We start from the raw sequence: 23,990 nt of genomic DNA on the forward strand, positions 1-23,990 counted from the left end.
TAGGCTATTCGCAATACTCATTATCCATAAAAAAGCCGCGTTGCCATGCAACGCGGCTTTCTTTATTTCAAATCGTCTAGCGGCGACCTTTAGTAGGGTATTCTTTAAATATACCGTTTACAACATGAGGCAGTTTATTGATAGCGCGTTCGGGAGCTTTCGTATCGAAAGAACCTCTTGCTTGCCACACCACGGCATTGGTGCGTCTGTCTAAGGCTTCGATAATAAGGTGCGCGTAACGGAACTTTTCGCTGCCAACTGGGTAGCTATAGCCGCCTCCCCAGCCCATGCCCCAGCTCCAGCCCATTCCCCAACCCCATGGGCCCATGCCACCCCAACCTACATTGGAGTGGTAAACCAAACGGCTTTTGTTGTTGACAATAGGGATATAGCGAAACAGAATGTCAGGATTATCTTTCGAATACGTAAGACCTAAAGATTCAAGCTCTTTGTTCGCCGTATTCAAAATATTGGCCTTGGCAATGTCGTTGTTAAAGTAATTTTTAGATAGCGAGTCTACCGGTGGTAGCCAGCCATACGTCTTGTACTGCCCGAAGTCTTGGGTTTGCATTTTCGTGGTGTTATACTGCACCGAAGCACAGGAAGCCAGAAGTGCCAGCACGCTGAAAGCGAAAATATATCCTAACTTTTTCATAAAATATCGTCTATTAATATGGGTTAGACCACCTATTTACACCAAGGTTTAATCTTAAAATATATATTTTGCAACGAGTGGCATAGCGCGTCCACTGCCAAACGCTTTTTGGCTAACACGCAGGATGGGAGGCGCCTGAAAGCGCTTAAACTCCGCGTTGTGGAGCAGCTTTGCAATACGTGTCACCAACGTTTCATCAAAACCGGATTGCACGACTTCACTTCCAGATTTCTCCAACTCGATCAGCTGAAACAATATACTGTCCAACATGTCGTATTCAGGCAAGGCATCGGAATCTTTCTGATCCGGGCGCAACTCGGCGGAAGGCGGTTTGACAATCGTATTTAGCGGTATAATCTCCCGCTCGCGATTGATATGCTTTGCCAAAGCGTAGGCCTGTGTTTTATACACATCACCGATAACGCTTAAGGAACCAGCCATATCGCCATACAGCGTGCCATAGCCAACTGCAGCTTCGCTCTTGTTCGATGTATTGAGCAAGATGTGTCCAAACTTATTGGAGACGGCCATCAAGATCGTTCCCCGGATACGTGCTTGTATATTTTCCTCTGTGAGGTCAGGCTCTCTTCCGGAAAAGGTTTCGGAGAGCGTTTCCTCAAAGGAGCTGGCGATGTCTTTAATGGGGACGATGCGGTGTGCACAGCCGGTATTGTTTACGAGATCCAACGCATCTTTTAACGAATGATCGCTGGAATAGATAGACGGCATCAGCACGGCGAGCACGTTGTCTGCACCCAGCGCTTCGCAGGCTAGTGCCGCGACGATAGCAGAGTCCAATCCGCCTGAGAGCCCCAACACGGCTTTTGTAAAGCCTGATTTCTGGAAATAGTCGCGGATGCCAAGTATCAGCGCTTGATGGATTAAAGCGATCTCACTATCCGCTGTATGGGTATGGGCATCCGCGAGTGCAAAAATATCGACAATGCGGAAATCTTCTTCAAAGCCCTTCAGCTCCGCAAGGATTTCCCCTTTACGATCAAAAGCCAATGAGCGGCCGTCAAAAACAATATCGGTATGTGCGCCAACTTGATTTACATAGACCAACGGACAGCCTGCCTTGATCACATTCCGGCGGAGTACGTTCAACCGATTTTCAAAGTGTATGTACGAAAAGGGTGAGGCCGCTATATTAACAATTACCGAAGGGTTTTCTTTCCGCAGCTCGCCCATCAAGTCGCCTACATAGTTATTCGATGTTTCATCGTCCCAAAGATCTTCACAGATGGTTAGTGCCACCTTGGTCCCTTGGATGTCGATGCAGGAAACATTGCTGTTGGGCTCAAAGTAGCGATACTCATCAAAAACATCATAATCGGGAAGCAAACTCTTTTTACAAATGAGCTTGATCACGCCATCTTCGAGTAGTATAGCCGCGTTATATAAAGGTTTCCCTTCTGGATCGGTATTGCGCACAGGGGCGCCGATGATGCAACTGATCCCTTGGCACAGCGTGGCGATCTCCTTCAAGCTTTCATCGCATAAATCAAGAAAGCGCTGGTTGCGCAGCAGATCCTTCGCTGGATAGCCACTCACAGCCAATTCTGCAAAGACGATGAGGTTTGCGCCTTCTGTTTTGGCGCGCTGGATTTGGTCTTTTATCTTTTTATTGTTTTCGGCAAAGTTGCCAATATGGTAGTTGAGTTGTGCTAATGCTATTTTCATTGTTTGCTGTCAATTTCTTAAAATAATAAGCCGATGTTAAACGACGCATAAGATAGCCTGGGATTTCCGCTTTTCATAGTACGGGTGAAACCATTGTTATAGGACAGCCCTGTAAGTGCGGAAAGACTATTGCTTATTCGCCATTCTGCGCCGGCGCCAATCAATAGTCCCAGTCGGAAGATATCGTCGCCCTCGATAGCACGGTAATCCGTACTCGATTCAAGCCGCTCTTTGCCCGATACTTTAACCCCCGCCGTAAAGCCAAACTGACCATAGAATCTTCCTGCTCCACCTTCGTTCGTCTTTAGCTTGATGGCTAGGGGTACTTCGGCATATTGCAGCCTAAAAACATTGTTTAAGGTTCCCGTTGCACCATCAAGCGGAAGCTTGGATCCGCTGTAAAGCGTGTTGATCAATAGGCCCGTAGAAAAGTAGTAATTCCGCGCAAAGCCGAGATCCGCAATCAGTCCATAAGCATAGCCTAGCTTAGGTTCGCCATCGAATGAACTTCCATCCTCGTAATTTAACCAACCTACATTAGGGCTAAATGTCAAGCCTAATGACATGTTTCTATCGTAGTTGTAGTACTGTGCCTTTACAGAATGAACGGTCAGCAGCAGAAAAAGGATGGGGAAAAATAAAATTTTAAAAAATGGAGCCATTGTTTGCGGATTTAAATGGGTAAAAATACAAATTACTTTCGGCGTAACGTAACAAATCCGAAGGAAGGTAGAAAAAGATGGTAAGTTGCCGTGCTAACTGAAGTTTCGCAGATTAAACGGATTGATAGAGCCAAGAAAAAGCTCTTAGACGACTATCCAGAGGTTTCATTTCCATTGGAGATCTGATCGTGGAGATGGAAGGAATAGGGGAAAAGAAAACTGGCTCTACCTAATTTTCTATTGCGGCAACCGAGGGACTTCCTTTTCGTTTTATGCGTTAGTGCTGTAGGCTTTGTGCTTAATGTTTAAGGCAAAATACGCTTAAAAATGCACCGTTGCGCAAAAAAATGACGGAGCAATCTTGATTATAAAAATGTAAGATTGCTCCGTCGTTGTTGGTACTTCTCGCAATGAAGTCAACTTCTTGCGGGAATTTCAGTATTTCAAGAGTTAAATTTGGAACGAAAATCTACTTTAGTCTTACTAAAGACCAAAAATTATGTAGAATAAGAAATATCCTAGTTGGTGGTGGATCGTTGTCTTAAGGGTCTCATTTCAAGAACCTCTACTTCGAAATCCAGAGGGGAGTTTGCAGGAATTCCGCCCTGAGCCATGTTGCCATATCCATATCCCGACGGGGATATTATCCTGAACTTCGATCCACGTTGTGCTCCTTGATCAAATAGCGCACCCAATGAAATTTCCCGTGTATCAACCGTAATCGTCTTTGGGAAAAAAGCTAATGTCCAAGCCTGTATAACTGTTGCTTGGCCAGTATTTAGATTCATACTAACTGAAAGTGTATCGCCGGTCGTGACATTGTCTGTTTTGTCAAAAACTGTTCCGTCCGCTACTAATTTTCCTGTGTAATTTACGACTGCCTCCGAAAAGATAAATTTTTGGTTCAAACTGTCTTTGACCGTGTATTGAAAGCTATTGGCTTCTCCTTGACTTATTATTTCATACCAAATGCCTGAATTTTCAAGTTGTTGAGCATTCGGATAATTTCTCTTCACATAAGCTTCGATAACCGGCTTTTCCAATTCCAATTGTTGTTGTGGGTCGAACACATCATCATTGGAACAGGATGTGAAACTTATAGCAGCAATAACTATTGCAATCAGCACTTTGCATATTTTTTTCATGTCGTTTGGTATTGTGAATTAGGAAGAGTGAAGATTTGGTTTATACGAATCAAAGCAGCTGATAATACTACCAACTGCTTCGATTATGTTTTTATTCTATGCCTAGAACTTCAAATTCGTAAGCAATTGGTGAATTGGCTGGGATTTTGTCAACACTAGTGGCTCCAAATGCATAAATTGATGGTGTCACAACTTTAAATTTATTCCCTTTCTTAAGGCCGCTCTTCGTCAAACCTTCGATTATGCGATCATTTCCATTGAATTTAATCGAATAGGGAAAGAACGATATCTGCCACACATAATTTACTATTGAGGAATTTGAGGCAGAAATGTTTAATAAATAATCAGATCCCGCTATATCAGAACGTACAATTTCACCATTCAATAATGATGCTGTGTATTTTAGCTTCACTTTTGGAAAGCGCAATACGCCACTGTTATCAAAACCATAGGTGTACGAATTATCAGTTACAGTAGAATCAATCTCAAACCAAAAACCTCTTTTCACTTTCTTGTCTAAATATCGGAAAGGGTAGTTTAAAGTGTCTTGTTGCGGGTTAGCAAAGTTACTGCTTACGTAGGATTCGATAAGTGTAGCCTGTTTAGAAAGCAAAGAGTCAATTTGTCGCTCTTCTTTTAATCGGTCTGCTGCGAAGTCTGTATTATCATCATTATTCATACATGAAGTAAAGGTCACAGCAAGGATAGCTAGTACTAATAGTGGTTTAAATAGATTTTTCATAAATATCTCTAGTCTTTTTCATGGTGTAGAACGTGGCGTTTCAACATCACGCTACAGCAAACATAAATAAATTGATAAATATTCCGATATAATTATTCAAAACAACGGGTCAATAATGTTATGCTTGTCAGAAAATGTATATCGCACACTATAGATTGTCCTTTCCTTCTGACAGATAGACTGTACGGAGAGAGTTTGGATGTTGTTATTTTTTATCCCTAGATCGTTTTAAAATAGTTTTTATTGAAATAAATATAATTTAAAATATTGTATTATTGTCATATTTTTATTTTTTGTTTAATTTTTGATTATCTTTATTGCTGTTATTAACTAATTGGTGAACTAAAACTTATTCTTATGAGAACCAGAATTCTATTTTTGGCGGTGATTGCAAGCACAGCAATTAGCCAATCGTGTAAAAAAGACAATGCTGCAATGGTCCCAACGGAGCAAGATGAAGTGTCCACTGTGAACTCGGCATTGGCTCAACTTGGATTTGATACCACTAGTGTTATTATTAAGGGTGATAACATCTTTGTGGAAGACGATATCGTCTTAAAAAAGTCTGAGCTTTTTAAAACGCAGCCGAGGCAGGCCGTTATCCAACCAAACACTTTGTTTTCCGGGATATGGGCCTATCGGTTGCGTTCTTTTACGTATTTCATTTCGAACTCTTTAGGTAACCACAGGCACGTAGCTGCCGGTATGGATGAACTGCGTCGTGTCATGCCTAATAACGTTGTAATCACACGCGTATACAATGAGGCCGCAGCAGATTTGGTTTTTAGAGGGTATAATGAAGTCAGTACAATCTGCGGATTTGCTTCATGGCCTACTATCACGCTTACTCCATCGGCTATTTCGGAAATGATAGTGGGTGAATCGGTTCATATTAATCTACACAATTGGAGAGACCTGAATGAATCGCAAAGGAAAGCGCTGATTGCGCATGAGGTCGGGCACGCCATTGGTATAAGGCATACGAATTGGAGGGCTGGCGAACAGGAAGCTACTCCAGGGCCCGGCGGAGCGACTTACGGGGCTTATACAGTGCCAAATACAAACAATACCGGCACTAACCCAGACCCGTCATCTATTTTTAATGGTGGTAGCTGTGGCAGAAGTTGGGGAGGGGGGTTTACAGAAAATGATAGGCGAGCAATTGTCTACGTTTCTATCGGATTAACAATTTAAGTTAGAAAGCGAATTCGCAAAAAGCCGTTCGTTGCCCCATTACACTATGCCAGCTGCCGTACTCCATTTGTTAGATAGGTTCGGTCAAGTCCAGTATTTATTTTTCTGCGTAGCTTTTCGCCTGCCATAGACAAGGATCCTAGGGAGGGTACTTGCATAGCCGTACGATTTCCACATATTAACGGTTTGTTGCGTTGTCGGGGGTGGTTAAAGCATCTTCAAAAGCCTCTTGCGGTCTAGGTATTCAAAATGCCGCTTGCGCACCGTGAAGTCTGGCGCCAGAAGAATGGTTGTAGGAAAGACAAAGTTGCCGTCTCGCGCCGCCAATATTTTTGCAAGTGCATGGTACCGTCCTGTACGTTTTTTTGTCACTTCATTTGTTAATATCTGCCCGTCGAAATGTACCGTGTCCACACTTTCTGCATCGAAGCGCACGGCATAATAATCGGCGTTTAATCGTTGCACAAGCTGTTGGTCGGTGAAAACATCATGTTGCATCTTTCGGCAGTAGGCGCACCAGTCTGTATGAAAAAACAACAACACGGGTTTAGGGTTTGTCTGTAGCGAATCTGATAATTGTTCAAACGTCATCCAGCGTACGGAATCTTTCGGTTGCGCCATGGCAGACAGGCCAACGTAAAGCAAGCACAAGCAGGCAAATAATCTCATTAAGTATTTGTGGCGCGATGGATTTATCATAATGTTATGTTTTTTATTCCCATGCGATGTAGGCTATATATCTGTTTTGGGCGTTTAACCTGCTATTTAGGAACCAAGAGAAAGCCTTGTGCGACAAGCCTTCTCCTGGTTTAAATGTATTCTTCTTAATGGAAATGCCCGATCTTAACCCCGAAGGTAAAGGTTCGCGGCTTCGTTGGGCCATACACATAGTCGGAATCCCGTAGAGGGCCGCTGTCAAAATCTTTCTGGAACGCGTTGAACATATTTTGTACACCGGTAAACACTTCGACATTAAAGTTCTTTTTTACGGCAAAGGTGTAGCCCAGGCGCAAGTTAAGCTCCATAAAATCGGGAGCGTCCTTAATGATCATCCGGCCATCCGGTTGGTAATGCGGTACCAGCATATGACCGGTATACACACCGGTCAAGTCGACGGCAAATTGCTTGGTCGCTTTGATGTTGGTGTTGAGGTAGCCGTATACATTTGGCGTACGCATGTAGCGAGATGTTAATATATTGTCTGCGGGATCTTCGCCTTCAAAAATAAGCTGCTGCTCATTATATTTCGCACGCTGGATCGTTCCGCCGGCTTGTATGCTCAGCGCGTTGGAAGGTGCCACGCTAAGCTCGATGTTGCTTCCATAAACGCGCGAACGACTTCCATTCCGCATTTCCTGCAGGATGATGTCGGCCTCTTCGGATGTCATCACCGTCGTAAACGGGTTCTGCAGATCGGTAAAAAATCCTTCCACCAATAGGCTGGCCTGTGTGTTTCCAAAATTACGCGTGTAGTTCAAGGATCCGGTATACGCATTGGAGTATTCTGTTTCGAGATTCTCGCCCATCAATACAAACACCTGTTGGCCGCCTATAGACGTAACGTGCATATCCTCATTAAAAGCCTGCGGCGCACGGAAGCCACGTGCATAGCCTCCTCTAAATTGCAGGGCATCATTGATGTCATATAAAAGGGTTAGCCGCGGACTGAATGTTCCGAAACTTTGATCCGAGCGACGGTTGTTATTCAGCAAGCTATAGGTGCCGTCAACATAGGTGTAATCGTAGCGTGCACCCATTAAGGCTTTCAGCTGATCAAACACCTTCCATTCGTATTGCGCGTATGTGCCGATGGCGTGGGTCTTTTGATCGATGCGGCGTTGATAGGCTGGAATTTGGTCTTCCGTGCGGTTCCCGTTGTATTCTACGCCGGCTGTTATGACATCCCGCTCAAAGTTGTAGTTATATTGCGCTCCGGCAACCATGGCAAAATCATTGGTGGTGCCATAGGAATTGGCGGCTATCACGCTGTCCTGATGCGTTCTGGCACCACCGAGGCCACCGTAGTAGCTATCGCGGTTGCTTTTTTGCGCAGAAGCGTAGAGCGATACTTTATGTTTCCAATCTTTGGAATAGTGGTCATACGTGATGCCCCCGATAATAGAATTTGTCTGTATTTGCTCGGTAATATCGGTAAAATGGGGTGCGAGATCGAGGCGGTCGCCACCTCGGCGAAATTCGTTTAGCACGCTCATATCCACGGTGATCTTATCCTGTTCAGATGGTTTAAAGAATGCTTTAGCGCCAAAGGTGGTGTTACGCAGCTTCGTGATTTCGGTAAAGCCATCGCCATTTGCATCCCAAGGTTGGCGGTCGCGGTGCATGCCATAAAACGTAACGCCGTTCATCAAGTCATCTTCTACAAAAGAGGTGTTAAAATCGAGGGTATTATCCCACGAGGTGCCGCCGGTCAAGGAGTTGGTCGACTTAATCTGCCAATCGTTTTCGACGGGGTCTTTCGTGATGATGTTGATGGTTCCGGCGATTGCATTAGCACCGAAAAGTGCCGATCCGCCGCTCCTGACAACCTCAATACGATCAATCATACTGGTCGGTATTTGATCAAGACCATACACGCTATTTAAAGCACTGAATACCGACCGGCTATTGATGAGTATTTGTGAGTAAGCACCTTCCAGCCCGTTGAGGCGCACTTGGGAAAAGCCGCAATTTTGGCAATTGTTTTCCACGCGCACACCAGGTTGGTAAGCCAACGTCTCGGACATGGCCACGGACTGCGTAGCGTTAAATAGTTTCTGGCCAAGCACGTTAACGACCACCGGTGCCTCCCGGCGATCCAGGCCATAACGGGTGGCACTAACCACCACTTCGTTAATGTTCAGATTATCTTCTTGAAGCTGTATCGCAATAGATTCTGCTTTTTGTGCGGCAGTGAGGGTCTTTCTTTGTGTTTGGTAGCCTACCGCGCGGATCACCATGGTAGACTTATCCTGGGGGACTTTCAAGAGGGTGAATTTTCCTTCGCTATCCGTTGCCGCGGCTATACTGCTGCCGTCTACCAATACCGTTGCCTGTGCGATTGGCTCGCCTTGTAAATTGCTTACGGTGCCGGTAAGTTGCTGTTGTGCTGCTAGTAAAAAAGGGGTTATAGAAAAAATGGCGGCAACAAGCCATGGGTATATTTTTGTCATGTAAAAAATGTAAAGTGCAACAATCTGCTGTTCCTCTCTACAGAGCCCGCCCTGTCGCCGCTTCGCAAACATGGTCTGCCTAATGCTGTATGGACGTTTCAAAAACTACCATAACGATACTCTTCATTTCCTGCCTATCTGACTATAGCAGATACAGGATACGTTCCGGACAGCACCGTGGGTATGGTGGGTTGTAGAAGGATTAAAAAAGGAAATATGTAAATCAGCCTTGTTGCGGGGGGGCGCGGAGGTTGTAATGAATGATTTCCTGGGAAAGAATTGTTTCTGTTAGCTCGGCATAGTCTATACGAAGCGTAGTAGGCGTGATGGCCATTTCAAAGACCTGGAGGTCTGGGGCCAAAAACGCGCCGGCAAAGACAACATTCAGGTATTGGATCTCCGCATCAGAGTCATGATGATGCGGCTGTCCTTTTTTGGTAAAGTCGTAAGGGTGAACGTGGGTAATAATCTCACCGGTGGAGGTTACCTCCTTGTGCATAAAAACAACACCACTGATAATAATGGCGACGGTCCACGCGCTTAAGAAATAAGCAATGAGGGAACGGTATGTATGTGTTAATCTATGCATCAAAAAATATAGCGCTACCAAACGGATAGCGCTATAAAATTAGGGAATGCTTTTGATATTATGCAATTAATTTATTGTTATCATCTGGGAAAACTAAGCCTGGTTTATGCGCTTTGGCCTCTTCGGGCGTCATGTGTGCATACGAAATGATAATGACGATATCACCGACCTGTACCATGCGGGCTGCCGCGCCGTTCAGGCATATGGTGCCGGTTCCTCGCTCACCAGGGATGACATACGTTTCCAAACGAGCACCATTGTTGTTGTTTACAATCTGAACTTTCTCATTGGCAACGATGTTAGCGGCATCCATCAAATCTTCATCTATCGTGATACTCCCCACATAGTTCAATTCAGCCTGCGTAACACGCACACGGTGAATTTTCGATTTCATTACTTCAATTAACATACTGCAAAATTACCGTATTTTTTTTGAAAGTCTATATTCTGCTTGTCAGAAAGCAATGCCTTACTAGCCTTGCCATGCCTTTTTGCATTTTTTTTTATTGGTAAACAGCATTTTGTGCGCGCAAAAATGACATTTACGTTAAGATCATATTGTCGATAAGACGCACACCTTCGATCCACGCGACGACAAGAGCCACGTAAGTTTCTCCGGGCTCAATTTGGGTTGCTTCTTCTAGGGTGCGGGCCGTGCATACAGCGAGATACTCTACCGTTATTCCCTCGTCTTCCGTAAGTATATGCAGCGCCTCTTCCTTTACCTCGGGTATAGCATTATTGTGAATATGCGCTTTGATATAAGATAGCGAACGGAAAATGGCAAGCGCTTTTTGTTTTCCTGTTTCGGAAAGACGCGTATTGCGCGAGCTGAGCGCCAATCCTTCTTTACTGCGTACTGTTGGACAGATATGTATATGAACTGGTAGCTCTTTTAGCTCTACCAAGCGTTGTATGACCATTACTTGCTGGAAATCTTTCTGACCAAAACAGGCGATATCAGGCTCAACCAAGCGAAAGAGTTTATAAACGATCTGCGTTACCCCTTGAAAGTGCCCCGGTCGTTTTTCACCTTCCCAAAGGCTATCTAGGCGGCCGAGATCGATATGCCAAGACGCGTCGTCTGATGGGTACATTTCATCCACGGTAGGCATAAAGAGGATGTTGCAGCCCGCATCCTTGAGAAGCTTCATGTCATTTTCAATAGGCCGTGGATATTTTTCGAGATCTTTCGGGTCGTTAAACTGCGTCGGATTCACAAAAATGCTGCAAACCACGATATCGGCCAGCTGCTGTGCTTCCTGAATTAGGGATAGATGCCCTTCGTGCAGGGCGCCCATGGTGGGCACTAACGCTATTTTTTGATTTCCCTGTCGGTGAGCGTGCAGTTCGTTCTGCAACCCTTCTTTGCTTTGTATTGTTACCACGTTGAAAGCTTAAAAATGCGTGTAAAATTGCATAAATAAATTGGGAATATAAAGTTGTGAAAACTAAGTAATTGTAAAATCCATAAAATATGTGTACCTTTGTGTACCGATTTTACTATTCGATAAATAAAAAAACAATTGGAGATGGCAAAAACGAAAATATTGTTTGTAACCCATGAGATGTCGCCTTTCCTTGAAATAAGTAAAATTTCTGAAATTACACGCCAATTACCACAAGCTATGCAGGAGAAAGGATTTGAAATCCGGATTCTAATGCCACGTTTTGGTAATATCAACGAGCGCAGAAATCGTCTTCATGAAGTGATAAGGTTGTCGGGAATGAACATCGTGGTGGATAACAATGATAATCCGCTCATTATTAAAGTAGCTTCATTACCTGCTGCACGTATGCAGGTTTATTTTTTGGATAATGAAGAGTATTTCCAGCGGAAAAAAGTTTTTCGTGATGAGAAGGGTGAGTTTTTTGCAGATAATAACGAGCGGTCGTTGTTTTTCTGTAAGGGCGCGCTAGAGACAGTGAAAAAGCTGGGTTGGTCGCCAGATGTGGTGCATTGTCACGGCTGGTTTGCAGCGATGGTTCCGGCTTATTTAAAGACGGCGTACAAGGATGATCCGGCTTTCAAAGATGCAAAGGTGATGTATTCGCTTTACGCAAACGAGGAGTTTGGTTCGTTAGGATCCAAGTATGGAGAAATGGCGGCGCAGGTGGATATGTCTGCCGAAGAAGCTGCTCCGTATGGCGATGGTTCTTACGTTGATCTTTACAAAGGTGCACTATCGTTTACGGATATTGCCGTATTCCCTGACGGGGAGGTACATCCGGAATTGAAAGCGTACATTGAAGAAAAAGGTATCCGTAGCTTTTCACCCGATGGAGATGAAGACTACGAAGGATTTTCCGATGTCTTCGACGAGTTTTCAACTGTTGATGCCGAGGTTGCATCAGCCTAAGTTTTTTACTATTAATGATTATAGAGGCGCTGCAAAGCGCCTTTTTTTGTGTCGCCCCCTAGCGAACTGTGCGCCTTTCTTGTTTACCATGAAGTTTTTACGTATTTTGGATGGATACAACCTGTACATCTAATTCAGGTACGCTAATCATGCTAAACCACATAAACATGGAGAATTTCTCAAGAAGATCATTTTTACAGTCTATTGCGCTGCTTGCTGCCGGATCGGCCGTTTCCTTGCCTGCCAATGCGTTTGGTTTGTCTCGAAAACTGAGGGTTACCTTGGTAGGCACCGGTATACGAGGTGTTTCCTTTTGGGGGCGCCGCTTGGTGGAACAGTATGCCGAGCAGTTGGAATTTGTCGGGCTAAGCGATATCAATCCAGGCCGCTTGCAGTATGGAAAGCAGTTTATGAAAGTAGATTGCCCAACCTTTGTCAGCTTCACCGACATGCTCCGCAAAACCAAACCCGATTTGGTTATCGTGTGTACGGTAGATGCAACGCACCATGAGCAGATTATTGAGGGTCTGGCCGCAGGCTGTGATGTGCTCACGGAAAAGCCGCTAACCACCGATGAAATAAAAGCGCAAGCCATTTTGAATGCTGAACGCCAGTATGGCAAGAAATTGATTGTAGGCTTTAATTATCGTTGGAGCCCATACATGACAAAAATCAAAGAGTTGCTCATGAAAGGCGAAATTGGCGAGATTACATCCGTAGATTTTAATTGGTATCTCAATAACCACCATGGAGCATCGTATTTCCGTCGCTGGCACGGGCTGATGAGCAAAGGAGGATCGCTATGGATACACAAAGCTACACACCATTTTGATCTATTGAATTGGTGGCTTGATTCGGAGCCTGAGGAGGTCTTTGCGTATGGGGCATTAGAACACTATGGTAAAAATGGGCCTTTTCGTGGCGCCAGTTGCCGGACCTGTTCCCATACGAAGGAATGCGATTACTACTGGGATATCACAAAAGATTCGCAAGCCATGCATCTGTATGTCGATAACGAAGAGCATGATGGCTACATTCGTGATGGCTGTGTATACCGGCAAGAAATTGATATTTATGATAAGATGTCTGCGCAAATTAAATATGCAAATGGCGTTATCGCAAATTACTCCCTAACGACCTATTCGCCATTTGAGGGTTGGCGTATCGCCTTCAATGGACAGAAAGGACGTGTCGAAGCCTGGCTAGACATTCCGTGGATGAAAAATGATAGCCTAGATCAAGAGGAGCTGCATGCGGCGGAAATGGCGCAGCGGGAGCAAACGGATGTGATTCATGAGCCCCTCGTGCTCTACAAGAATTGGGCGGATTATCAGGTTATTCAGGTGTCTAGCGAACGGGCAGGGCACGGTGGTGGTGACCGGCGCCTGCACGATAAGCTATTCAAGCATCCGGAAGCGGCAGACCCTTATGGCCACGCGGCCGGGCTGCGCGATGGCGTGATGTCTGTGCTGATTGGTGTAGCGGCAAGAAATAGCATTACGCAAGGAAGACCGATAAAAATTGATTCGTTAACGGATTTAAAACCTAAACAAAAAAGAGGATAGGGAAAGCATTTTTTAGCATATGTAAAAGGAATTTGCTACCGGCGTTCGGATATTTGTAGTCGAAAAATAAGAACGACTATGAACTGGATTATCTTAATTATTGCGGGTCTATTTGAAGTAGGGTTTACTTCATGCCTAGGGAAAGCGAAAATGACTACTGGAACTGAAATGTACAGTTGGTATACGGGGTTTGGGATTTGCTTGCTGATTAGTATGCTCTTGTTAATGCGGGCCACACAAACGTTACCGCTAGGAACTGCTTATGCCGTTTGGACAGGGATTGGTGCCGTGGGAACGGTGCTGGTCGGTATTTTGATTTTCAAAGAACCGGCCGATTTTTGGCGTGTGTTTTTCATCTTTACGTTGATTGCATCCATCATCGGGCTGAAAGTTGTTTCGTCACATTAATACCAAAATTTTACGTACTTTTGTGGCTATAAAAAAGATAGGCTCGCTGTCGCAGCCTAGTAGCTGTAAGTATTATGTTAGAGAAATTACAAGCCATAAAAGAACGATGGGAAGAGGTGGAAGCTGAACTTAGCAACCCTGATACCATCAACGATATGAAACGCTTTGCGAAGTTAAACAAGGAATATAAAGACTTGGGAAAAATCGTAGAGCAATATCATATCTATAAAAATATCGTGAGCAACATGGATGCGAACAAAGACATCCTTGTGAACGAGAAAGATCAGGAATTGCGGGAGATGGCGAAGGAAGAGCAAGATATGCTGTATACCCAAAAGGAAGAGAAAGAAGAGGAAATCCGGTTGATGCTTATTCCGAAAGATCCCGAAGATGGTAAGAATGCGATTCTCGAAATCCGAGGTGGAACAGGTGGTGATGAAGCGGCTTTGTTTGCTGGTGACCTATACCGCATGTATACGCGCTATTTCGAAACGAAAGGTTGGCGCAATGAAGTCATGGACGTGACGGAAGGCACTTCTGGTGGCTACAAGGAGGTTATTCTCAAAGTAATCGGCGAGGATGTATACGGGCAGTTGAAGTATGAATCTGGCGTGCACCGCGTGCAACGGGTGCCAGACACAGAAACGCAAGGTCGCGTGCATACCTCAGCAGCTTCTGTGGCTGTGTTGCCCGAAGCAGAAGATGTCGACGTGGAAATCAATCCGGGCGATATTGAGCTGCAAACATCACGTTCCGGCGGTGCCGGTGGGCAGAACGTAAACAAGGTGGAAACCAAGGTACAGTTAACGCACAAACCTTCGGGCATTGTCGTGGTCTGTCAGGTTGAACGTTCGCAATTAGCCAACCGCGAGCTGGCTATGGAGATGCTGCGTAATAAGCTATATGAGCTAGAAGTACAGAAAAAACATGGCGATGTGGCTGCAAAGCGTAAGACGATGGTCTCCACTGGTGACCGTTCTGCAAAGGTACGTACCTACAATTATCCGCAAGGCCGGGTTACCGAGCACCGCATAGGAATGACGATGTATAATTTGCCAGCTATTATGGATGGTGATATTCAAGGTATTATCGACGCGTTGCAATTTGCGGAAAATGCAGAAAAGATGAAAGAGGGCGCTGTAGAGTAGTTTTTTCAAAAAAGTTTAGCGGATATAGAAATAAACACTATATTTGCACACCTTCTCGCAAGAAGGGTTTAGGTCTGGTAGTTCAGCTGGTTAGAATACATGCCTGTCACGCATGGGGTCGCGGGTTCGAGTCCCGTCCAGACCGCTAAAAAATTAGAAGTTTAGCTTCAAAACGTTCTTAAACATACACTTTAAAAGAAATTGGTCTGGTAGTTCAGCTGGTTAGAATACATGCCTGTCACGCATGGGGTCGCGGGTTCGAGTCCCGTCCAGACCGCTCAATTTTTTGTTACTCTTTTAAAGACTTTGGTCTGGTAGTTCAGCTGGTTAGAATACATGCCTGTCACGCATGGGGTCGCGGGTTCGAGTCCCGTCCAGACCGCTCAAAAAAGCGCCTCTTGTAAAAGAAGCGCTTTTTTTTGTTTATACAGATTGCTGGTAATAGAATTTAGTAAGAAATACGAGCAGCTAAAAATACCTGCTCGTACCTCCGGCTCGTGATGACCGTCATTGTTCTCGCACTACGCTGTACGCAATACTCACTACGCACTACTCAATACTGAAGATTGCTTCGTCGTCGTATCGCCTCCTCGCCATGACGCTCATCGTTCTCGCACTACGCTGTACGCACTACCCACTACGCTATACGCAATACCCACTACGCACTACTCAATACTGAAGATTGCTTCGTCGTCGTATCGCCTCCTCGCCATGACGCTCATCGTTCTCGCATTACGCTATACTCTCTACTCTCTACGCAATACCCAATACTGAAGATTGCTTCGTCGTCGTATCGCCTCCTCGCAATGACGCTCATCGTTCTCGCACTACGCTGTACGCACTACCCACTACGCACTACTCAATACTGAAGATTGCTTGCTCGTCGTATCTCCTCCTCGCCATGACGCTCATCGTTCTCGCATTACGCTATACGCAATACTCAATACTGAAGATTGCTTCCTCGTCGTCTTATCGCCTCCTCGCCATGACGCTCATCGTTCTCGCACTACGCTCTACGCACTACCCACTACGCTATACCCTACTCAATACTGAAGATTGCTTCCTCGTCTTATCGCCTCCTCGCCATGACGCTCATCGTTCTCGCATTACGCTATACTTTCTACTCTCTACTCTCTACGCACTACCCAATACTGAAGATTGCTTCGTCGTCTTATCGCCTCCTCGCCATGACGCTCATCGTTCTCGCACTACGCTGTACGCACTACCCACTACTCACTTAATCTCTTTGTAATTCAATTGCATATTCTGGAACATGAACGCCCATTTGTCGGTCTGCTCGGCAATGACCATCGCCGTAGATTTTCCGGCGCCATGCCCTGCTTTTGTATCGATACGAATCAACACGGGGTTATCGCCAGTGTTGTATTCCTGCAAACGCGCGGCAAACTTAAACGAATGGGCGGGCACCACACGATCATCATGGTCTGCCGTGGTGACCATCGTGGCCGGATAAGCTGTTCCTTCTTTTAAAGCATGATAGGGCGAGTAGGCGTGCAAGTACTCGAACATCTCTTTGCTGTCATCTGCCGTACCATAGTCAAATGCCCAACCCGCCCCTGCAGTGAACTTGTGGTAGCGCAACATGTCGAGCACGCCAACAGCAGGGAAGGCCACTTTAAAGAGTTCAGGACGCTGGGTCAGCGCAGCGCCGACCAATAAGCCCCCGTTTGATCCGCCAGATATGGCTAACCTATCCGATGACGTATATTTTTCGCTAATAAGATATTCCGCAGCAGCAATAAAGTCGTCAAATACATTCTGCTTTTTCATTTTGGTGCCGGCTAAATGCCAGTTTTCACCATATTCGCCACCACCACGTAGATTCGCAACGGCATACACACCACCCTGCTCCAGCAGCATGACATTACTTGTCGAAAATGCTGGGGTAAGGCTAGCGTTGAATCCACCGTAGCCATAGAGCATCGTCGGATTCGTACCATCCAGCTTTATGCCTTTTTTGTAGGTGATGATCATAGGCACTCGTGTACCATCTTTCGAGGTGTAGAATACCTGCTTGGATTCATAGCCGGACGGATCAAATTTTATCGCCGATGTTTTATACACATCGGATTTGCCAGAGGCAATATCATATTTGTAAATCGTTCCCGGGTTGACGTAGTTGGTAAAGGAATAGTACAGGCTTTTGTCTTTTTGCTTAGCACCGAAGCCTGCTGCCGTGCCTAATCCAGGCAGATCAATTTCGCGTTCCAATGTACCACTCCGGTCATACTGTTTTACCAGTGAGGTAGCATCTTTCAGGTAGTTGGCGAAAATCTTACCGCCGCCCGTAGATGGAGAAAGCACTTGGTCAGTCTCTTTGATCAAGTCTTTCCAGTTTGCACTCGTCGGATTGGTAAAGTCTGCCGTCACAACTTTTCCATTCGGGGCATTCAACTCGGTATAAATAAATAGTTTTGCGCCGTCATTATCTATGATGTAGTGATTCTTCTCCATGTTATCCACTACCGTAATAAAACCAGCACCTGCATTGCTCAGATCTTTCACATACAGTTCGTTTCCAGACGTGGTATTAGCGGCAGATACAATCAGAAAGCGCTCGTCTTCGGAGAGGTTCGCTCCAATGTAACGGCGGGGCGTTGTGCTCCCACCAAAGATTAATTGATCGTCTTTTTGTGCGGTATTCAACTTGTGGAAATACAGTTTGTGCTGATCGGTCATGGCAGATAGCACAGAACCATCTTTTGGCTTGTCATAACTGCTGTAATAGAAACCTTCGTTACCATGCCAAGCTAAGCCCGAAAACTTTACATCAATAAGCGTATCCCCTATGACCTGATTTTTAGCAGCATCAAGCAAAATAACCTTTCGCCAATCGGAACCACCTTCCGAAATTTGATAGGCCGCCAGCGAGCCGTCCTTACTAAATGACACACCCGCTAAAGAGGTTGTACCATCTTCCGAGAACTTGTTAGGATCGAGGAAAACTTCTTCCTTACCATCTTCGCCTTTTTTTCGGTAAAGGACGTATTGGTTTTGCAAACCGTCGTTTTTGTAGTAGTAGGTGTAGGCACCTTCTTCAAAGGGAGCGGTCACCTTTTCGAAGTTCCACAAATTTTCCAAACGTTCGCGCATAGCCTCGCGAAAAGGAATCTGCGCTAGATAATCTTCTGTAACATCATTTTCTGCGGCAACCCATTTTTTTGTGTTCTCCGAGCGGTCGTCTTCCAGCCATCGGTAGGGATCGTTGACGACGGTACCAAAATAGTTGTCGTTGTGGTCAATCTTTTCCGTCTTTGGATAGGGTTTTAGAAGGATGTCTTTTTTTGATTCCATAGTTTTTTGCTGTTGACAGGCGCTAAAGCTGATCGCCACAAGCAGGATACTCAAGTTTCTGTTCATCATCTGATTATTTTCTAGCGCATAGCGCATCTGTTCATCTGCAATTTACGAAAAGGTAAAAGAAAGGCAAATTTTGATAGGCAAAACATCAGGTATTGCCAAGCCTGCGGTGCAAGCTTGTTTATCCGTCAATATTTATCTAGCTTTGAGCCTACAGCATGAGAGATAAGATATATTTTGCTTCTGATTTTCATTTGGGCGTATCGCCTCGAAGTACGTCTAGGGCGCGGGAGCTTCGTATTATCGCATGGCTGGATACTATCAAAGTAGACGCTAAGGAATTATTGCTTGTTGGCGATGTTTTCGACTTTTGGTTTGAGTATAGCACGGTCGTGCCGAAAGGCTTTATACGATTTCTGGGTAAACTTGCAGAACTAGCCGACCTGGGTGTGAAGATTACGTTTTTTAAAGGCAACCACGATATGTGGATGTTTGGTTACCTGCAAGAAGAGTTACAAGCGACCATCGTAAGTGATGAGCTAATTTTAGAGCTTGACGGTAAGCGGTTTTTTATCCACCACGGCGATGGTCTCGGTCCCGGCGATACGAAATATAAGTTTCTGAAATCGTTTTTTCGAAGTAGGCTGTGCCAGTGGCTGTTTGCACGTTTGCACCCTAACCTGGGGATTGGCATTGCCCAACGCTGGTCGCGGCATAGCCGTGCGAGCAACGAGGAGCCGGAAAGCTTTCTCGGGGAGGATAAAGAATGGCTTGTGCAATATGCCAAGGAGAAGTTAAGATCTACACATTTCGATTACTTTGTTTTCGGCCATAGGCATTTGCCCTATGATTTACCGCTCGCTCCAGATAGCCGCATCATCAATCTAGGGGAGTGGATCCAGCATTTCACTTACGCTGTATGGGATGGCAAAGACTTGACCTTAAAAGAATGGACGCTTTAGCCATTATCCAGCGCATAGCTCCGCTGAACCCAGCCGATCAAGCAGAATTGCTTACGATTTTTGAGGAGGTCGTTTTCAAAAAATCAGAAGATGTTATTGAGGCGGGAAAGAACTCGCGCTACATCTATTTTATCCGTACAGGAGCCTGCCGTGTATTTTACAACAAAGAAGAGCGGGAAGTTATTTTAGATTTTGCTTTCCCCGGCGATGCTTTGATTTCGCTCAACAGCTACGTGCATAATAAGCCAGGCTATGAGTGCATTCAAGCGATGGAAGCATCCACTTTGTATAAGCTCGATGTCCTGTTGCTTAAAACATTATTTTCGCGGTCAATAGGTATTGCCAACTGGGGCCGCCGCGTAGCAGAGATGGAGACATTGAAGATTGAATACCGGTTAATGTCCAAGCTGTTCAAAACAGCAACGCAAAGTTATGAAGAGCTGCTTGAACGCTCTCCAGAACTTGTGCGTACTATAAAATTGGGTTTTATTGCGTCATACTTAGGCATTTCTCAAGTGACGCTTAGCAGGATTAGAGCAAAGATCTAAAGGTCAACTTATTTACCAAGTTGGTTCGCCCTTTTTCATCTTATCTAAGGTCGCCACGTAGGTTTCCTTATCTTTCTCGTTTGCTTTTGTCACGGCCTTTTCCTGCCACATGATAGCTTGATCTTTATCGCCCGTTTTGTACAGTAAATTTGCGTACGTGTCCAAAAATGCGGGATCTTCATTCTTTTCTATCGATTTTTTGCTCCAGTCTAATGCGGCTTGCAAACATGCCGGATCGTCGCAGTTTTCAAAGACAGACCATGCAAATGAATTTAGCGACATCGGCGATACTTTCTTGTCATCTAGCGCGATAAACTCGTTGACAGCGTCCTTAAAGGCTGGCCAATTTTTTTGCTTGAAATAGTATTGTGTTTTGATGTTGGCCAATATCCCACTCATGTCTACATAGGGGTGGTTTTTTGCGATGTTCTGCTTTAAGGCAGCAAAATCTACATTATTGCTTTGCAATTGCGGCATAATAAGTTCCGTCGCCAGTACGGAAGATAGTATATCATTCGCTTTTCGGTTTCTTGCCTTTAGCAGCTCATCCACTTGTGCAGCATGATCCCTTATGATGCCAAAAGCTGCAGATTTGCTCGAGCTGGCACCCTGTATCAACAGTTGGATATTTTCTGCAGTCAATAAGGATTCGCCACCGACAAGCTCGACGTAACGTGCCGCAGCTTTTTTCTCAAGATCCTGATCGTAGGCGAGTTTCGCTGCTTGCGCTGTTTTTTTAGCGATTTCGGCGTCTTGCGGATTTTTTTCAAATTGCTTGACAAGCGTTATGTACTGCGTTTCCGGATTGAGGCCCGCCTGTGCCTTTGCTATAAAATCGTCGGCTTCGCCGCCGCCTATAATGCGGTGTACAAGCTCGCCATCCGGGCTAAATATTAAAAATGTAGGGTATGCGCGCACCGCATAATCTGTGGCAAACCGGTTTGCTTCATCATACCAAGCTTTAACCTCCTGGCTATCCTCTTTGGTTTGATCCATTTGCAGCTTGAGGTTCACGAAATTCTTGTTGAAAAAGTCACCTACCTTCTCTTGCGGAAATATAGTGGACGACATGTATTTACATGGACCGCACCAAGTCGTGAAACAATCCACAAAAATATGCTTGTTCTCTGCTTTCGCTTTGGCTTTCACTTTAGCCCAACTGCTTTGGTGTTCGAATGCAATCCCCTTTTCCTGAGCGAAGGATAAGATGGGGAAAATGATGAGCATGGTTAGAATTAGCTTTTTCATAATGTGAGATTTATACGTAAAATTATACTCTAATCTACAGAAAAAGCATAAAAAAATCTCAGGGATTTATTTCCCTGAGATCGTAATGTGTCTTAGAACGCTTTTAAACCCCTAATTTGGCCGATAAATTTTTTGTAAGCGCTTTCTTGTGTAACAAAAGTGATATAGTCTTGTAGCGAACATACTCTTTCGTAACATACATGTAGCCCTTGTAGTCGTTTGTTTCGCCCCAAGAGTTTTTCACGATGTAATACTCTTTTCCGTTTTGATCCTTTACCAGACCCACGATATGCATACCATGATCATCTGTGGTGGTATAGTTATCAAATGCTTGTTGACGTTGCGCAGCCGTTATCGATGGTTCCGCTTTTGGCCCGTTAAACAAGTTGTCTTGCTCTTCTTTGGTCATTTGCTCTACGGGTTTTTCCGGTACGAACGCCACGCCATTTTTCCAGCTAAAGCTTTTTTCTGACACATCAGTCGCCCAAGCTACTGTGTATCCATTTTTTAGCGCGTTATCAATAATATCTGTTAGTTCATTGATCTGAACATTGTAAAAGCGCTCGAATGACCAATTATCAGGAATCAACAACACAAAAGGTTTGTAATAGGCATGCTCATCGAAAGAGGAGATTCCAACATAGTCATCCGGATTAATACCGACCACTTGGTCTGCGAAGGTTCGCGGCGTGTACGATTTTCCTTTGTACTGGAAAGATGTTGGAACTTCTCCTAAATAGGCATCCATAGCAGCGGTAAATGCGTTTAACCAATTGCTGCTCGGTCTTTTGCTCTTCGCAATGGTTTCGGTCATGCCTTGCAGCAATGGCCCCATTTCCGAAAAGTTATTCCGATTTTGGTCTGCGGGCAAGCCTGAATATACCTCCCTAGGAACAGCCCCATATTGGCGAAAAATGGTCAGCACATCATGCAGTTGGCCACCATCGCCTTGCGCTTGATCGCCATGCAGGCGTACATAGTTTTTTGCTTTCTCAATGTAGGTGTTTCTCGCAGTAAAGATCGGTGAAATATCGACAGGCTGTTTGCCCATCCGGATCATTTCTGATTCTAAGAAAGAATTACCAGAGTAAGACCAACATGTTCCGGACGAACCTTGGTCTTTGATCGAGGTATTGCCGAGGTTTAAGACTTCGGTAAATTTAAACCCTTCTCGGCTATTGTCACTTACATTATTTTTTAGGGAGTTGATCAGGTTGTCCTGCGCCTGTACCTGACCGGCTGCAGCAAATAGGGCAGCTGCAAGAAATATCGATTTATTCCAGTTCATTCGTATAAATAAATTTCACGAAGTTATTATTTTAAATGGTTTTATACCGTAGGTGGATTGTAAAAATCATGAAGCACTCAGAATTTTAGAAGCAAACGCGCAATCATAACCTGTGAACCGAAAATTTCAGCTATTACAAGCCCGATGTTGTTCGTGATTTGTTTCACACCCTAATAAAGGACGAATTTTTACGCCCTCCATAGCAATAAGGAGGATGCAATCGTTATAAACTACTCTTAACCGCGCTGTTTACTGCGTTAAGTTTTCCTTTTTTGGAAACATAAGCGACGCCACCACGCTTATGACCAAAATAGAGATGATAATGATTAGCGAATGGATGGTTTCAAACCCAAAACTTTCCAGCCAGCTATGTAAAAGCATTTTGGCGCCAATAAAGATTAACAAAAATGCCAATCCAACTTTTAGGTAGTGGAATTTATGAATAATATTGACCAAGAGAAAGAACATCGAACGGAGGCCTAACACAGCAAAGATATTAGAGAAGAATACGATGTAGGGATCTTTGGTCACGGAGAATATTGCTGGAATGGAATCCACCGCGAAGATTAAATCCGTAAATTCGATAACCAACAGCACAAGAAAGAGTGGCGTCATAAAGCGCACACCATTTTCTATATGGAAAAATTTACCCCCGTCTAGACGAGGTGTTACCTTGAAGTATTTGGATGCGAACTTAACTACCGGGTGGTTTTGTGGATCAACCTCTTCTTCCTTATTTCGGTTGATGTACATGTTGATTCCGGTGTAAACCAAAAAGGCACCGAAGACATATAATATCCAGCCAAATTTGGCGATCAATGCCGCACCAACGAAGATAAAGATACAGCGGAGTACAATTGCCCCGATAATACCCCACACCAAAACTTTATGGTAGTATTTTTCAGGTATACCAAAGGAAGAAAACAGGAGCACCATGACAAAGATATTGTCTACAGAAAGAGCATATTCAACCACGTAGCCCGTTAGATATTCTATGGTTAATGTTTTGTTATAAATGCGCAGGCTGGCTTCTAAGTCGCTTCCTATGGGCGTGATGTTATGGTAGTGCTTTTCAATGACGGCTTGAAGTGTCGCGAAATCATGCACATCATGCAGTTCGTTCCCCCAAAAGTAGAGGACGAGGCTAAAAGCCAAGGCAAATAAAACCCAAATGGCACTCATAATTGCGGCTGCTTTCAGGGTAATTGGCTTGTCGCTCTTGGAAAAGAGACCTAAGTCTACCGCTAGCATGAGGATAATGAAGATGACAAATCCTCCAAAAAAATATAACTCGTGGCTCAT

At 44.7% G+C, this 23,990-nt stretch carries 21 protein-coding genes and 3 tRNA genes; 10 read left to right on the forward strand and 14 right to left on the reverse strand.

Features of this window, described 5'->3' with window-relative positions; all coding sequences use genetic code 11:
- Nucleotides 1-76: 76 nt before the first annotated feature.
- The 5 genes from B0I21_RS03140 to B0I21_RS03160 all read right to left on the reverse strand — a co-directional run bounded on the left by B0I21_RS03140 (nt 77) and on the right by B0I21_RS03160 (nt 4,887).
- The gene (locus B0I21_RS03140) at nt 77-655 is read right to left on the reverse strand and encodes a DUF4136 domain-containing protein (RefSeq protein ID WP_133639033.1); all 579 of its coding nucleotides are present in this window, start codon (nt 653-655) and stop codon (nt 77-79) included.
- A gap of 54 nt (nt 656-709) precedes the next feature.
- Nucleotides 710-2,338, reverse strand: coding sequence for an NAD+ synthase (locus tag B0I21_RS03145; RefSeq protein ID WP_133639034.1), 1,629 nt, complete (start codon nt 2,336-2,338; stop codon nt 710-712).
- Between the two features lie 17 nt (nt 2,339-2,355).
- Entirely contained in the window at nt 2,356-3,000 is a 645-nt protein-coding gene (locus B0I21_RS03150; protein WP_133639035.1) for an outer membrane beta-barrel protein, read from the reverse strand.
- A 518-nt stretch (nt 3,001-3,518) separates the two neighbouring features.
- Nucleotides 3,519-4,145: an FKBP-type peptidyl-prolyl cis-trans isomerase gene (locus B0I21_RS03155; RefSeq protein WP_133639036.1), complete on the reverse strand. Its 627-nt coding sequence runs from the start codon at nt 4,143-4,145 to the stop codon at nt 3,519-3,521.
- A gap of 91 nt (nt 4,146-4,236) precedes the next feature.
- Nucleotides 4,237-4,887 carry an FKBP-type peptidyl-prolyl cis-trans isomerase gene (locus B0I21_RS03160; RefSeq protein WP_133639037.1) on the reverse strand — a complete coding sequence of 217 codons (651 nt, stop codon included), beginning with the start codon at nt 4,885-4,887 and terminating at the stop codon, nt 4,237-4,239.
- Between the two features lie 357 nt (nt 4,888-5,244).
- Between B0I21_RS03160 and B0I21_RS03165 the strand changes: the two genes are divergently transcribed.
- A complete protein-coding gene (locus B0I21_RS03165) occupies nt 5,245-6,081 on the forward strand; it encodes a M57 family metalloprotease (protein ID WP_133639038.1) in 837 nt (278 codons plus the stop codon).
- Between the two features lie 207 nt (nt 6,082-6,288).
- Here the strand turns inward: B0I21_RS03165 and B0I21_RS03170 are convergent, their stop codons facing one another.
- The 5 genes from B0I21_RS03170 to panC form a co-directional block, all read right to left on the reverse strand.
- Nucleotides 6,289-6,780: a thioredoxin family protein gene (locus B0I21_RS03170; protein WP_133639039.1), complete on the reverse strand. Its 492-nt coding sequence runs from the start codon at nt 6,778-6,780 to the stop codon at nt 6,289-6,291.
- Between the two features lie 125 nt (nt 6,781-6,905).
- Nucleotides 6,906-9,251, reverse strand: coding sequence for a TonB-dependent receptor (locus B0I21_RS03175; protein WP_133639040.1), 2,346 nt, complete (start codon nt 9,249-9,251; stop codon nt 6,906-6,908).
- Between the two features lie 223 nt (nt 9,252-9,474).
- On the reverse strand, nt 9,475-9,840 hold the full coding sequence (locus tag B0I21_RS03180) for a hypothetical protein (protein WP_133639041.1): 366 nt from the start codon (nt 9,838-9,840) through the stop codon (nt 9,475-9,477).
- A gap of 58 nt (nt 9,841-9,898) precedes the next feature.
- Complete coding sequence (gene panD, locus B0I21_RS03185) at nt 9,899-10,249, reverse strand: aspartate 1-decarboxylase (RefSeq protein WP_133639042.1); 351 nt, start codon at nt 10,247-10,249, stop codon at nt 9,899-9,901.
- A 133-nt stretch (nt 10,250-10,382) separates the two neighbouring features.
- The gene (panC, locus tag B0I21_RS03190) at nt 10,383-11,228 is read right to left on the reverse strand and encodes a pantoate--beta-alanine ligase (RefSeq protein WP_133639043.1); all 846 of its coding nucleotides are present in this window, start codon (nt 11,226-11,228) and stop codon (nt 10,383-10,385) included.
- 144 nt (nt 11,229-11,372) lie between these two features.
- Between panC and B0I21_RS03195 the strand changes: the two genes are divergently transcribed.
- From B0I21_RS03195 to B0I21_RS03225, 7 genes are all read left to right on the forward strand, one after another.
- Nucleotides 11,373-12,200 (forward strand): glycogen/starch synthase, encoded by an 828-nt coding sequence (locus tag B0I21_RS03195; protein WP_133639044.1) that lies wholly within the window; start codon nt 11,373-11,375, stop codon nt 12,198-12,200.
- A 167-nt stretch (nt 12,201-12,367) separates the two neighbouring features.
- On the forward strand, nt 12,368-13,765 hold the full coding sequence (locus B0I21_RS03200; protein ID WP_133639045.1) for a Gfo/Idh/MocA family protein: 1,398 nt from the start codon (nt 12,368-12,370) through the stop codon (nt 13,763-13,765).
- A gap of 78 nt (nt 13,766-13,843) precedes the next feature.
- Nucleotides 13,844-14,173 (forward strand): DMT family transporter, encoded by a 330-nt coding sequence (locus B0I21_RS03205; protein WP_133639046.1) that lies wholly within the window; start codon nt 13,844-13,846, stop codon nt 14,171-14,173.
- 74 nt (nt 14,174-14,247) lie between these two features.
- Nucleotides 14,248-15,321: a peptide chain release factor 1 gene (gene prfA / locus B0I21_RS03210; protein ID WP_133639047.1), complete on the forward strand. Its 1,074-nt coding sequence runs from the start codon at nt 14,248-14,250 to the stop codon at nt 15,319-15,321.
- Between the two features lie 71 nt (nt 15,322-15,392).
- Nucleotides 15,393-15,466 (forward strand) — tRNA-Asp (locus tag B0I21_RS03215).
- Between the two features lie 58 nt (nt 15,467-15,524).
- A tRNA-Asp gene (locus B0I21_RS03220) sits at nt 15,525-15,598 on the forward strand.
- Between the two features lie 31 nt (nt 15,599-15,629).
- A tRNA-Asp gene (locus B0I21_RS03225) sits at nt 15,630-15,703 on the forward strand.
- Nucleotides 15,704-16,554: 851 nt separating this feature from the next.
- Here the strand turns inward: B0I21_RS03225 and B0I21_RS03230 are convergent.
- Complete coding sequence (locus tag B0I21_RS03230; RefSeq protein ID WP_394346341.1) at nt 16,555-18,636, reverse strand: prolyl oligopeptidase family serine peptidase; 2,082 nt, start codon at nt 18,634-18,636, stop codon at nt 16,555-16,557.
- Between the two features lie 224 nt (nt 18,637-18,860).
- On the opposite strand from B0I21_RS03230, the gene B0I21_RS03235 reads away from it, so the two are divergent.
- Both B0I21_RS03235 and B0I21_RS03240 read left to right on the forward strand, forming a co-directional pair.
- Entirely contained in the window at nt 18,861-19,604 is a 744-nt protein-coding gene (locus B0I21_RS03235) for a UDP-2,3-diacylglucosamine diphosphatase (protein ID WP_133639048.1), read from the forward strand.
- Nucleotides 19,592-20,152: a Crp/Fnr family transcriptional regulator gene (locus B0I21_RS03240; protein ID WP_208292257.1), complete on the forward strand. Its 561-nt coding sequence runs from the start codon at nt 19,592-19,594 to the stop codon at nt 20,150-20,152. The genes B0I21_RS03235 and B0I21_RS03240 overlap by 13 nt, the downstream gene beginning before the upstream one ends.
- A gap of 12 nt (nt 20,153-20,164) precedes the next feature.
- On the opposite strand, the gene B0I21_RS03245 is transcribed toward B0I21_RS03240, so the two are convergent.
- From B0I21_RS03245 to B0I21_RS03255, 3 genes are all read right to left on the reverse strand, one after another.
- Nucleotides 20,165-21,400, reverse strand: coding sequence for a thioredoxin family protein (locus tag B0I21_RS03245; protein WP_243835933.1), 1,236 nt, complete (start codon nt 21,398-21,400; stop codon nt 20,165-20,167).
- 103 nt (nt 21,401-21,503) lie between these two features.
- The gene (locus B0I21_RS03250; RefSeq protein ID WP_133639051.1) at nt 21,504-22,688 is read right to left on the reverse strand and encodes a C1 family peptidase; all 1,185 of its coding nucleotides are present in this window, start codon (nt 22,686-22,688) and stop codon (nt 21,504-21,506) included.
- 249 nt (nt 22,689-22,937) lie between these two features.
- Complete coding sequence (locus B0I21_RS03255; RefSeq protein ID WP_133639052.1) at nt 22,938-23,990, reverse strand: TerC/Alx family metal homeostasis membrane protein; 1,053 nt, start codon at nt 23,988-23,990, stop codon at nt 22,938-22,940.

The sequence above is a fragment of the Sphingobacterium paludis genome (assembly GCF_004364125.1).
Lineage (GTDB): Bacteria > Bacteroidota > Bacteroidia > Sphingobacteriales > Sphingobacteriaceae > Sphingobacterium > Sphingobacterium paludis.